Here is an 11,672-nt window from a genome sequence, read left to right on the forward strand (position 1 = left end):
TGATCATTTTCTTGTGGTTTTGCTGTGCCATGCTGTGAATGATCCATTTTCGAGTGATCCATGCCTTGCATATCGCCATGGTTCATTTTTGAATGATCCATTTTCGAGTGATCCATGCCTTGCATATCGCCATGGTTCATTTTTGAATGATCCATTTTCGAGTGATCCATGCCTTGCATATTGCCGTGGTTCATTTTCGAATGATCCATTCCTGCATGATCACCGCCACCATGTCCCATATCTTCCATGGTCAAAAGTGAGCGTGGACGTGGTGCAGGCATATGAATGCCATGTGTCATAGGATTTAATTCATTGTGCAGTGTACCAATCGCATAGCCTGCACGGTCAATTGACTCAGCTTCAATTTGATAATGTCCGCCTTTGGGCTCCACAATCACATCATAAGTTTCAGCTGTGCCAATACGAAACTCATCCACAGCAACAGGTTTTACAGGCTGACCATCAGCACTGACCACAGTCATTTTCAAGTTAGGAATACGGACATCGTAGAAAGACATCGCAGATGCATTCACAAAACGTAGGCGAATTTTTTCATTCGGTTTAAACATTCCTGTCCAATTTTGTTCAGGTGTTTTGCCATTAATGAGGAAGGTATAACCTGTAACATCCGACATGTCGGTTTTTAGCATACGCATCTGATTCCACATTTTGCGGTCAGACCATGTCGCTTTTATGCCATCACGTTTAACCTGCTTCCAAACATCACCCAAGGTTTCACGCTGATCTTGATAATATTCAGCTGAAATTTTAAGATCTTTCTGAATTTGATCACTGGTTTTTTCATGAAAATCTGACAACATCACCACATAGTCACGTTCAGCTTTTTCATGTGCTGCCAATGGTGTTTTACCTTTTGGATAAATCACAAAAGAACCATATAAGCCGTCTTGTTCCTGTCCTTTAGAATGAGCGTGATACCAATAAGTCCCGCTTTGGCGAATCTTGAATTTATAAACATACTCGCTTTGAGGCTTAATACCGTTAAAACCATTAAATCCTGGTACACCATCCATAATGCCCGGCAACAACAGTCCGTGCCAATGAATAGAAGAATCTTGGTTTTTTAAATTATTTTTCACGCGAATGATGGCTTCATCACCCTCTTCAAACTCAAGCAAAGGCGCAGGAAATTGATCATTTACGGTAATGCGCTTTACAGGCTTTCCAGTTGGGCTGACCACTGCTTCATCAATAACAAGCTGATATTCACGCACTTCGGCAAAAACCAAAGGCGACGATGCAAAACAAATACCTGCTAATAGGTACGAACTAATTTTATGAGACATAACTTAACCTTAATTTTTGAAAAATAAATAAATTTTAAAAAAAATTGGTTAAGTTTTAGGAGGACGTGAAATTTCTTGCCAATACCCATTTAGATATTGGTTGAGGTAATAAAAATTAGGCTGATCTATAGAATAGAAGGTATCTAGGGGATCTAGCGAGCTTTGCAAAGAATGAAGACATGAGATCTGTGTCTGGCAGGATAAGCTAGAACATTCCTGACACTTTTTGTGATCTATATTCTGATTAATAGCTAAATGATTATGGCAATCGGTATTCGTCTGTACTTCGTGATTAATACCATGTTGAGTGACTTGCTGTGCTTGATCTAAACAATGATCTTGGCTCATTTCAGTTTGCATATTGATATGCATTATCTTTACTGATGCAACAGACACACTACTCCATCCTATGGCAAAAACCATAAGAAAACAAAACCAAAGTTTTTTGGAGAGATGAGTCAACATGAATGCTATCTAGGAATAGAATTTAATCCAAAATATCTTAACGGAATTTCAACTATTTACAACTCAATATAATTTAGTAGTTTCTCTAAAATTAACATAATACACGTTATACGAAGTTAAAAAATTGAGACTATAGCCTTAATTTTTATGTATTTTTTAAAATTTAAGACCTAGGCCAGTGCCTAGGTTTTTCTATTTCGTATAACAACCATTATGTTAAGTGAACAATAATTTCGTCGAATATTCAGGCTCTCAATTCTGCAAAACTTGCAGAATCTTGTCTAATTTGTAATCCTTGCGGCCAAGGGTGTCTAGCTAAGCTAAGGCAGGTGTTTGTTGTAGTCGGGCCGCTATAACGGATGACGAGTGCCTGTATGTTTAACCTAAATATCTTTAATAGGATCTCTAGCGAAGTATTGACCATCAAAAATGATCTAGAGCTGAATTCTGAGAATCAACTGATAACTAAATATAAGACTTCTACTTCTGAAGATTATAAAAAAGCAATTATTTTGATTTTTAAAGAACGTGGCTATACCAGGTTAGAAATAGGTCAGTTACTTGAAGGCCAACTGTAAAGACTTCCTAAAATTAACATAATACACCTTATACGAAATGCGTTATAATTGTCTTTATTAATCAATGATGTATATCATTTTGATTGGCCCGTATCCTCCAGATCGGGCTTTTTTATTGTTTTTTATGTTCCACGCTCAATAAATAAGCAATGTTCCACGGTTTTATTCAGTTTTAATAAACATCATCCGATTTTGTGATGAGTCACTATTTCATGTGCTTGCACTGAAATTGGCTCATCACAAAATTGGAGTCCTGGTTAACCATAGGGAAGGAAAAAACGGCTCAGGAAGCTTCTCTTCTTAGGTTCAGGCTCAACGTGTTCTGGAACAGGGATACGTTTATTCTCTGAAGTAGTCAATCCGTCATAGTTCGATTCAGCCTGTGACCGAGGATCTGTTGCTATATTCGAATTAGTAGATCCATCTAGCTGATTAATATTTTCTTGTTTTGGCTGTTCTAAGGTGCCTTTAAACTCAATTCTATAAGTAAGATCTTCAATATGTTGCATCAAAGACTTTTCTCTTTGATTTGCTAAATCTAACTGATTTTTGAGTAAAGAAATTTGATCTTTTAATACACTTTCAACCTCAGATTGAACGTGTACTTGTACATCCTTCTGAACTTGTTCAGTACGTGTACTGGACTGAACACCGACTGGATTGCCATAAACTCTGATAAGTTCAGATAAGTCTATAAGACCATCATGATCTCTTGATAATTCACCATTTTTTAAAGCCTCATATATTGTTGTACGTGATTTTTTAAAGGCTTTACTTGCATCCATGACGCTGAATTTTGTTGTGTTCAATGTAATCCCTCAGTGCGTGTACAAGGATGTTCATGTGAACATCCAATCTGAACATGAAGTTTATTTTGTATTAAATCCTACTTTCTTTAGATATGGCAGTAATTCTTCAATTTTAAGTGGATCCTGCAACATTTCGGCAATGCGAACAGCAAATTGAGAGTAACTTTCTGTACCTTGAGAATATTTATTCATCTCGGTAAGCCCAGAGAGTTTATTAGCAAAAAGATAACGTTGCGAATCAGTCATTTTTAAAACTATAGGTTGTATAGCTATATCTGACTTCTTTGGTTGCTTTCTAATTTTATAGGTAAACTCAAATCCTATAATTTTTTTCCCTGCCTTCTTATTAGTATATTGAAGGTTATATATATCGCAGGCTTTGCTCTTATTTATTTGAGTGACAGCTAAGTCCAGGACATTGTCTTTTAGATTTGACATAGTTTTATATTTATTTTCGATACCGAACCTAGATCGAAGATCGTCCAACTCTAGAAAAACTTTTTGCTCTTTATAGTTCTGCACTTCTTTAAGAATTTCATATAAGCGATTGGCATATTGACTGCTTAAATCAACCGTATGTTGAAGATCAATTTGAGTAAATTTATTAGCTAGCTCACTTACAAATGGTAAGACGTCATTAGCAAATTGAATTTCAATTCTAGCTTCACCTTCAAGATATCCCTTCATTTGAATAAATCTATATGTTCTAACGTGTTTTTTAGTATTTGAGATTTCTCGCTCTAATGTGAACTGGCGTTCAAATAAAGTATCTACAGCCGTTCTAAGGGCTTTATAACCGCCATCTATGGTGTCTGAAAACAGATCTGCATATTCATGAGCTGAAATGGTAATTGGTACATTATTATCTAATGTAATCTTATTAGAACGAATTTTTGATAAAGCGATATTGAACAATCTGTGCTCAACAACAGTCATTTTATAATGAGCTTTTACTAAATCATTTGCTTTAGAGACAAGAATCGACATGTCTAAATTTTCTGAACGGCTCATTCTTATTTCCCTATAAACATTATATGGATTTACCAAAATCTAGATAAATTTTTTACTTAGGGAATCATCATAACAATACTCATTTAAATAGTAAAATAAAAACCTATGTTTATACGGATAAAACCTATGTTTGAAACGGATAAAACCTATGTTTGAAACGGATAAAACCTATGTTTATACGGATAAAACCTATGTTTGAAACGGATAAAACCTATGTTTATACCATCATAATCTATTGAAAATAAAAAAGAAAACATGCTTCAAATATTAAATATTATAAATATAAAATAAAAAAGAAAATTCATGAAAATTGCCCTTGGTTTTCGCTTCGCTCAAACTCTATTGAATCTCGCTTTCGCTCGATTCGTCGGGGCAATTTTTGGTTCATATTTTCGTGAATTTGAGAAAAAGCAAAAGCAAGATCAAAAGCAGCTCGGAATTCGCTTCGCTCATGAGCTTTTTTTCTCGCTTCGCTCGATTTAGGAATCAAACTTGGAAAGTTCGCACCCATGCGGGATGCTCTGTAGGGTAGGTGATTGATGGATAGGGAGCTTGTAATCAGGGAAAGGGATGGGCAAATTTTCTCAGTTCGCTCGTAGACACTCGCTCTGTTTAGCGACTCATGCCACGAGATTTCATTTTAGGAGCTTGTTGCTGTGCTTTGAGCTGTTGTTCTTGTCTGAGTTTCATCTGTTGTTCTGCTTTGATCTCATCCACACATTTTTTAATGACTTGATAGGATGGGTATAGAGTCTGGTATTGCTTGGCTTTGGCCGGATGTTTTTGTTGGTACTGCTTCCAGGCATGTTCTTTAAACTTTTCATTTTCCAATAAATCCTTCACACCATGTTTTTTCTGGTGTTCATGCTGACCTTTCAGCTTTTTGTGTTCCTGGTAAATCGCATCACGTTGGGCTTCCCAGGCTTTTTTTCCAAACAGTAAGGGTTTGTTCTGGGTTAATTCGTGGTGTTGATCGACTAGGCTTTGCAATTTGTCATGACTTTGCTTGAGTCCGCTTTTCACGATCTCCTGGGCAAGCTGCTGATTGAACTCGTTTTGATGTTTGTGGTGCTTGGTCAGGTTTATTTCGGCTTGTTTTAGATTGCGCTGGATAAAATCCAGGTCTAGATTCGCGTCTTTTACGCTGATTTCGCGTTTTAGCACTTTGCCAAGGGTTTCCCTCTGTTTTTCTTCAAATAGGGCTTTTTCGTCAATTGGTGGCGTTTTAGCGCTATTTTTGATTTGGATCTGCTGTTCAGTTTTCAGTGTGCTGAGTTTTATCTCATTTTCAGCAATCAGCAGATCCATATTTTTGCCGTATTGCAGCTGAGCCTGATTTCTCTGTTTGATTTCATCATTGCTGCGGCTGATTTCGGTCTCAATCCCTTTTCGGCGTAGTTCGGTGACTTTCGGTCCTTCGTGCAGGGTCGCTTCCAGGCCATTCTCCTGGTCTTTGTAGCTGCGGTGGTCGACTCGGGCGGTGTATCCGGCTAGATCCAGGTGCATATTGCAGATATCGGCAAAGTGTTCGCGCCAGTGTTCAATTTCTCCACTGTGTTTCTGATCCAGTTCCCGGGTTTTCTCAGTAAAACCTTCCGGAGTGAGCTTACGTGTGCTCATCAGGATATGCGCGTGATAATTGCGTTCATCGCTGCCGGATCCAGTATGCGGTGCATGGATACAGGCATCGACGGCCACCTGATGTCTGTCTACGATACTGGCGCATAGTTCTTCGAGCATGGCCAGGCGTTGTTCCTGATTTAATTCACTTGGAAAAGCGATTTCAAATTCCCGGGCAACTGTCGAGTTTTTTCGGGTTTCCCGTTGTTCCACTTCGTTCCAGAGTTTTTCCCGGTTTTTTAAATGCTCTGGTGCGCCTTCGGGTAAATAAATTTCTTTGTATTCCACACCAGTTTTTCGGCGGTAGTCATGTTCTCGGCCTTCACGTTCACAATAGATCTTTTCGCCGGCCCGATAGGCGATTGCAGCAGTGGCGGAACGCCCTGCTGATCGTGCTACGGTTTTGACTGAAAAGTGGTAAATCGCCATGCCTGTTTTTCGCTTTTAAATTTTCACGTCGTGAAATACAACCGTGAATACGGTTGTCGGGGTATTGGGGAGACCCCAATCGTACTTGCAAACGTAGTTTGCATAAGTGCGCTCTTCGAGGAAAACATTACTATACATATAGCACCTTGAATGCAGATTCAAGTGCGCTTATGTTAGGGATGGTTTCCCAGGATGATGGTATTGGATTAATGAGCGTTACTGAAACACTAGACAGCAAAATTAAAGCCCAGGAAGAAAAGCTGAAACAGCTCAAAGCTCAAAGACAGGCAGCACTAGCAAGAGAACGAGCCAAAGAGAAAGAACAGGCTCGAAAGGATGATACCAGACGTAAGATTTTGATCGGATCTTGCATGCTAAAAATCACTGAAGATGATGAACAAGCCAGAGCTAAACTAATTGCTCAGATGGATAAGTATTTAACGGATGAGCGTGACCGAAAGCTTTTTAATCTATAAATTTTGAGAGATGAGTAGTGGAAGATTCAACACTTAATGAGTTAATACGTAATACAGAATTATTCTTTGAACATCACTGGAATGTAGATCTATTAGGAAAGCCTCCTGAATGGTCACCAGTACATTTTAATTTTGGAAAAATTCCTAATTACGATAAACAAGGTGTATATGCGTTTATCAAAGGGGATTTAGTGACTTATATCGGTGTTGGGACTTCTAGAGGTGCTGGCCGTTATCGTGGTAATGGCTTAAGCGCCAGGGTAATGAAATATTGCCGATGGAATGAAGATAAAACTGAATATATTGCGATAGATCCAAGACTGAAAGATGCTGGGTCCATCATTACAATAGGCTTTGAACGTGATACGGCTTATTTAGCAAATGCCCTAGAAGTTTTTCTTATCTCTAAAATCCAACCTGTCCACAATGTGGTTAAAGTTGGTATGTAATCTCCCCTAAGAGATTCGATGTTAAACAAGATAATTTATTAAAAAAAGATTGATATGTATTAAAAAAGAACGTATATACTATTTGTATATACAAAAAATGGGTTGTTGGGTTATTTATTACTCTATTAATTGATTTTTTTGCTTTTATTTCATTGACTAATCCTTAGTTATAGTAGATATTTCAATCAATGGATGTATATACAAATTGTATATATAAAACTATAACATATTGAGGGTAGAATAATGGTTGATGATAATGACCCTTTTCTCATCATTTCTGCTCGTGTGCGACGTAAGTTGGCAGACAAGCATTCAGTGGTACCTGCAGAAGTTTCGCAGTGCTTTCTTAACTATACTGAGAATAACTTTTTAGAAGATTCTCGGGAAAAAAATAAGACTAACCCACCAACAAAGTGGTTCATCTCTGAAACTGATTCAGGGCGGTTGTTAAAGGTTTGTTTTATTTATTTAGAAGATGTTCAAAAGATTGTTATTAAGTCTGCTTTTGAACCTAATCAAAATGAATTAAATCTCTTCTTTCCAGAAGACAGTTAATTCTTAGACAAATTTGAACATTCTGAGCAGTGAAGACTCATCATTGTTCAGAGTGTTCGGGTTATCTGACTAATCCCCCATCTTGGTCGATGGGGTTTTGTTCAGATATACATTAAATACGCTTATATAAAGTGACGTGAAGAAAACACGAACAAATTGTTTATGGGTATAGAGTATGAAAAATATAGATCAACATTCACCTGAAATAGCAGATCTTGAACTAGATGATGCTACACAGTGGGAAAGTAGAGAATTAGGATCAGATCCTCAATTTGCAAGATCTACATCGGTTCCAGCATCTTTCCATGAGTTATTAAATAAATCTAATAATATGCAGATGATTTCAATTCGGTTGCCGAAAGATCTTATAGATGATTTGAAAAATATCAGCAAGGCTCAAAAAATGGGGTATCAAGCATTAATGCGTGAAGTATTAAAGCGTTTTGTCGAGGCTGAAAAGAAAATTATGTATAGAGAACTTATGAAAGCTAATCAGGAATTAGAGCAGCAATTAAAAGATGCAGAAGAACTTTTAAAAAAACATGGTAAAGAAAGAAAAATGGCATAAGTTATTGAATTAATTAATTTAAATTATATTTTAATTGGAGATTTAAATTGGCTATCGTGAATAAAGATACAGAAAAATTTATAGTACAAATAAATAGTTCAAAAGAATGGTGGGCTAATACCTATAGTGCTGGGGATACAGTACCTGTTTCAGGTATTTATAAATGTAAAGGTTGTAAGAAGGAAATAACTAGTAATAAAAATGATCCATTTCCTCCCCAGAATCATCATCAGCATACTGCATTAGCTGGAAAAATAGAGTGGAAACTAATAGTAAGAACGGATACTGAAGGAAACGATTGCGGACTCTAATAACTTCATTTGTTAAATATACTAAAATATTTAATAAAAACAGTTATTTATATAATAAAAACCCCGGCATTCTGCCGGGGTTTTCGTATAACCGCCATTATGTTAAATAGAGGGAAAATCTATTTTTAAAGTGATAAAATTATTGCAGTTATTTTAAGAATAGCTGCTTTTGATACTTGATCATCTAGCCTAATTAAAAACTGTTTTTTAATAATTTGGAATATAAATAAGATTTAGTTAAAATTAACATTATTCATATAAATTAACATTATGTATTACATTTACTAATAATTTAAAATAATTAGTAGAAAAAAATTATGTTTTAATTATTTCTTTGATTATATAAATTGAGAGTAAAAAATGATTAATACGAAATTTTCAGAGTGTATTTCTGCATGTACAAACTGTTCACTTATTTGTACTGAATGTGCAACTTCTTGTTTAAAAGAAAAAGATTTAGAGATGATGCGTGAATGTATTCAACGTTGTCTAGAATGTGCAGATATTTGTCAGTTATGTGTGCGTATGCAACAACATAACTCACCTTTCCTCAAAGAGATTTGTGAGCTTTGTGCTAAGATCTGTGAATATTGTGCGGAAGAGTGTGAAAAACATTCACATGATCATTGTAAAAAATGTGCTGAGGCTTGCCGTCAGTGTGCAGAAGAATGTCGAAAAATTGCCATGTAAAATACTTCAATAATGTTAATTATATGGCTCTAGACTAACATAATCATTCTGCTAGTCTTAGAGCCTTTCCTAAAATTAACATAATACACCTTATACGAATTCCCAGAGCATGGCTTTCAGCCATGCTTTTGTTTATCAAAATAGTATAGATATATGAATTTTAAGATAAAGAAAAAGCCTTATAGTCTCTCCCGGAACTATAAGGCTTATAAGTCGCTGTAATTTTTTTATTAATTACCTACTTTTTTCCTCTATAGGTTATGAATATATTTTACCGATAGGTAAAAAACAAAGATATAAGACAAAAGATGAATATGCTAAGAATTCCGCGTAAAGCCTACTAGTTTCGCATAACGCCCATTATGTTAAATGGAAGGAAGCAAAATAAGTTAACATTTTGCTTCCGGCCACACTAAGCTAGAGTTTTATTTAAATAAAGCTATTTAGTAATCATTAAATTAATTAAAATCTAAATCTAACACCAGCTCCATATAACCAACCTTTCTCAGAGTTTGATTCTATTTGCCACGACGTTTCATCATTACCTTTTGAATACTCATAGGCAATGTCGATATACGGCATGATCTTTTTACTGATTTCATAGCGAGTTTCAAACCCTGCGGTTGCACTGCTTAAACCAGTTTTTTTCGCATATTTAGAGTCATCACTAAAGATAGCATCCAACTCTAAATAAGGTTGAATAATCAACTTTTGCGTAATCAGAAAATCACGTTCCGTTTCTAGGCTAAAGCCCGCATAATTGTCTTCTCCCGCATAGAGATAAGCATCAGTTTCAAAGAAATATGGCGCCATACCATGTAAGCCAATCACCGCATCAACATTTTCTTCGGTGTCTTTGCGATGATCATTGAGTTCAACTTTTTCACTACGATAACGTGCACCAATCTGTGCATCCCAAAAGTCTGAAATCATACGGCTATATAAAAGTTTGGCATCATAATGTGCATCATGTGATTCTTCTTTATCGGCATGAATTTTAATAAAAACCTTATTTTCATCTGTGCCAATACGGGTTTCAAACTCTGACTTTAAATCACCTGTGCCATCTTCATTGACAAGCCACTTATTGTCCACTGTCGTAATCGCATAAATTTGCGCACCGTGTTCTGAGCGATGATCATAATGCGAACTCTGCTGAGCATTCGCATCTGGTACATGATGTAAATGATTAACCGTAGATGTTGCCTGATGTTGTGCCTGATTCATTTGGCTATGGTTCATTTGAGAGCGATCCATTTGCATCGGCTGATTTTGACTAGAAGATGTAGCAACTGTCATTTTTTCAGGCGCACTATGATCTTCACCATTATGTGCCAAACTCACTGCACTGACCATCAACAAAGAGCTTGCTAAAACAGTTTTAGAAAAAAGATTAATGGTGCGCATGTTGATCTCCTTTCTGTACTTTTTGATCTTGCTGTTTCTCTGTTGATTTGTGATGCATTGGCTGATGACCTGCATGTTGATGGTTCATCGGTGCTGAATGTGCAGCATGATTCATTTTCCCCATCATCTGCATGTGTTGTGCATGCTCTTGTGGAGAATGCTGTGAATGATCCATCTCAGACATCGCTTGATGATTCATTGATGGTACATTTTTTCCATCAGTCTGAGCAGTTGAATGATGCCCTTCGTGCGCCAAACTTAAGCTTGTTAAACTCAATACCGCAACAGAAAAAAACGCTTTAAATACAAAATTAGTGATGTGCATGTCCAGCTCCTTTTTGCTCAGTTACTTGGTGAGTTTGAGTCGAATTTGTACCTTGAATTGGCGTTGTAGACACTTGTTCATCGCTAACATTTGCCACGATCAACTTGTTCATCATTCCTGCACTCATGTGATACAACAAATGACAATGGATTGCCCATTCGCCCAACTCATCCGCAGTTAATAAAGCAGTCACTGTTTTACCCGGTGGTACAATCAATGTGTGTTTATTCGGCATATCTACCGACTCTTGACCATTCTCCAACTGCATAAACATGCCATGTAAATGCATGGGGTGCGCCATCATACTGTCATTAATAAATTTGATACGGATACGCTCGCCATACTTCACTTTTAATGGCTCAGCATCGCTGAATTTTTTACCGTTAATCGTCCAAATATAACGCTCCATAGTACCGCCCAAACGCACTACTAATTCACTGCTAGCTTCACGAGTATCTTTTTGCGGTTCTAAAGATTTTAAATCACTATATTGCAAGGCTTTATTGCCCGCAGGTGTAGATGCATTTGCCCAACCATAAACCACTTGATCATTTTCTTGTGGTTTTGCTGTGCCATGCTGTGAATGATCCATTTTCGAGTGATCCATGCCTTGCATATCGCCATGGTTCATTTTTGAATGATCCATTTTCGAGTGATCCATGCCTTGCATAT

At 36.7% G+C, this 11,672-nt stretch carries 15 protein-coding genes; 8 read left to right on the forward strand and 7 right to left on the reverse strand.

The window, feature by feature from the left end; genetic code table 11:
* Positions 1-1,307: multicopper oxidase domain-containing protein (locus FTU87_RS14460; protein ID WP_180097715.1), on the reverse strand; the 1,307-nt coding region annotated here is incomplete at its 3' end.
* Positions 1,308-2,146: 839 nt separating this feature from the next.
* Here FTU87_RS14460 and FTU87_RS14465 point away from each other — a divergent pair.
* Positions 2,147-2,350: a hypothetical protein gene (locus FTU87_RS14465; RefSeq protein WP_057979931.1), complete on the forward strand. Its 204-nt coding sequence runs from the start codon at positions 2,147-2,149 to the stop codon at positions 2,348-2,350.
* 257 nt (positions 2,351-2,607) lie between these two features.
* On the opposite strand, the gene FTU87_RS14470 is transcribed toward FTU87_RS14465, so the two are convergent.
* Positions 2,608-3,159 carry a plasmid replication DNA-binding protein gene (locus FTU87_RS14470; protein WP_257220492.1) on the reverse strand — a complete coding sequence of 184 codons (552 nt, stop codon included), beginning with the start codon at positions 3,157-3,159 and terminating at the stop codon, positions 2,608-2,610.
* 60 nt (positions 3,160-3,219) lie between these two features.
* Complete coding sequence (repM, locus tag FTU87_RS14475) at positions 3,220-4,170, reverse strand: replication initiation protein RepM (RefSeq protein WP_052431316.1); 951 nt, start codon at positions 4,168-4,170, stop codon at positions 3,220-3,222.
* Positions 4,171-4,473: 303 nt separating this feature from the next.
* Here repM and FTU87_RS14480 point away from each other — a divergent pair, with 303 nt between their 5' ends.
* Positions 4,474-4,653 carry a hypothetical protein gene (locus FTU87_RS14480; RefSeq protein WP_005261369.1) on the forward strand — a complete coding sequence of 60 codons (180 nt, stop codon included), beginning with the start codon at positions 4,474-4,476 and terminating at the stop codon, positions 4,651-4,653.
* Positions 4,654-4,782: 129 nt separating this feature from the next.
* Here the strand turns inward: FTU87_RS14480 and mobQ are convergent, their stop codons facing one another.
* Positions 4,783-6,219 (reverse strand): MobQ family relaxase, encoded by a 1,437-nt coding sequence (gene mobQ / locus FTU87_RS14485; RefSeq protein WP_159138979.1) that lies wholly within the window; start codon positions 6,217-6,219, stop codon positions 4,783-4,785.
* A gap of 209 nt (positions 6,220-6,428) precedes the next feature.
* Between mobQ and FTU87_RS14490 the strand changes: the two genes are divergently transcribed.
* The 6 genes from FTU87_RS14490 to FTU87_RS14515 all read left to right on the forward strand — a co-directional run bounded on the left by FTU87_RS14490 (position 6,429) and on the right by FTU87_RS14515 (position 9,268).
* Complete coding sequence (locus tag FTU87_RS14490) at positions 6,429-6,695, forward strand: mobilization protein (RefSeq protein WP_088749624.1); 267 nt, start codon at positions 6,429-6,431, stop codon at positions 6,693-6,695.
* Between the two features lie 17 nt (positions 6,696-6,712).
* Positions 6,713-7,144, forward strand: coding sequence for a hypothetical protein (locus FTU87_RS14495; protein ID WP_004986359.1), 432 nt, complete (start codon positions 6,713-6,715; stop codon positions 7,142-7,144).
* A gap of 243 nt (positions 7,145-7,387) precedes the next feature.
* Complete coding sequence (locus FTU87_RS14500; protein ID WP_004986363.1) at positions 7,388-7,699, forward strand: hypothetical protein; 312 nt, start codon at positions 7,388-7,390, stop codon at positions 7,697-7,699.
* 175 nt (positions 7,700-7,874) lie between these two features.
* Entirely contained in the window at positions 7,875-8,267 is a 393-nt protein-coding gene (locus tag FTU87_RS14505; RefSeq protein ID WP_004986364.1) for a CopG family antitoxin, read from the forward strand.
* Between the two features lie 56 nt (positions 8,268-8,323).
* A complete protein-coding gene (locus tag FTU87_RS14510; protein ID WP_228156254.1) occupies positions 8,324-8,578 on the forward strand; it encodes a protein L in 255 nt (84 codons plus the stop codon).
* A gap of 360 nt (positions 8,579-8,938) precedes the next feature.
* Positions 8,939-9,268, forward strand: a complete 330-nt coding sequence (locus tag FTU87_RS14515; protein WP_004733205.1) for a four-helix bundle copper-binding protein — start codon at positions 8,939-8,941, stop codon at positions 9,266-9,268.
* A 462-nt stretch (positions 9,269-9,730) separates the two neighbouring features.
* Here FTU87_RS14515 and FTU87_RS14520 read toward each other — a convergent pair whose 3' ends face one another.
* The 3 genes from FTU87_RS14520 to FTU87_RS14530 form a co-directional block, all read right to left on the reverse strand.
* Positions 9,731-10,675: a copper resistance protein B gene (locus FTU87_RS14520; RefSeq protein WP_004668309.1), complete on the reverse strand. Its 945-nt coding sequence runs from the start codon at positions 10,673-10,675 to the stop codon at positions 9,731-9,733.
* Positions 10,662-11,000: a hypothetical protein gene (locus tag FTU87_RS14525; protein WP_004897649.1), complete on the reverse strand. Its 339-nt coding sequence runs from the start codon at positions 10,998-11,000 to the stop codon at positions 10,662-10,664. The genes FTU87_RS14520 and FTU87_RS14525 overlap by 14 nt, the downstream gene beginning before the upstream one ends.
* A partial coding sequence (locus FTU87_RS14530) for a multicopper oxidase domain-containing protein (RefSeq protein ID WP_180097718.1) occupies positions 10,987-11,672 on the reverse strand: 686 nt, incomplete at its 5' end. The genes FTU87_RS14530 and FTU87_RS14525, both read right to left, overlap by 14 nt.

This window comes from Acinetobacter sp. YH12156 (genome assembly GCF_013418235.1).
Classification (GTDB): Bacteria; Pseudomonadota; Gammaproteobacteria; order Pseudomonadales; family Moraxellaceae; genus Acinetobacter; species Acinetobacter pseudolwoffii.

Coding starts and splice junctions, on each gene's coding strand:
- FTU87_RS14465 (WP_057979931.1), top strand. CDS start 2,147: ATGTTTAACCTAAATATCTTTAATAGGATCTCTAGCGAAGTATTGACC.
- repM (WP_052431316.1), bottom strand. CDS start 4,170: ATGAGCCGTTCAGAAAATTTAGACATGTCGATTCTTGTCTCTAAAGCA.
- FTU87_RS14480 (WP_005261369.1), top strand. CDS start 4,474: ATGAAAATTGCCCTTGGTTTTCGCTTCGCTCAAACTCTATTGAATCTC.
- mobQ (WP_159138979.1), bottom strand. CDS start 6,219: ATGGCGATTTACCACTTTTCAGTCAAAACCGTAGCACGATCAGCAGGG.
- FTU87_RS14490 (WP_088749624.1), top strand. CDS start 6,429: ATGAGCGTTACTGAAACACTAGACAGCAAAATTAAAGCCCAGGAAGAA.
- FTU87_RS14500 (WP_004986363.1), top strand. CDS start 7,388: ATGGTTGATGATAATGACCCTTTTCTCATCATTTCTGCTCGTGTGCGA.
- FTU87_RS14505 (WP_004986364.1), top strand. CDS start 7,875: ATGAAAAATATAGATCAACATTCACCTGAAATAGCAGATCTTGAACTA.
- FTU87_RS14515 (WP_004733205.1), top strand. CDS start 8,939: ATGATTAATACGAAATTTTCAGAGTGTATTTCTGCATGTACAAACTGT.
- FTU87_RS14520 (WP_004668309.1), bottom strand. CDS start 10,675: ATGCGCACCATTAATCTTTTTTCTAAAACTGTTTTAGCAAGCTCTTTG.
- FTU87_RS14525 (WP_004897649.1), bottom strand. CDS start 11,000: ATGCACATCACTAATTTTGTATTTAAAGCGTTTTTTTCTGTTGCGGTA.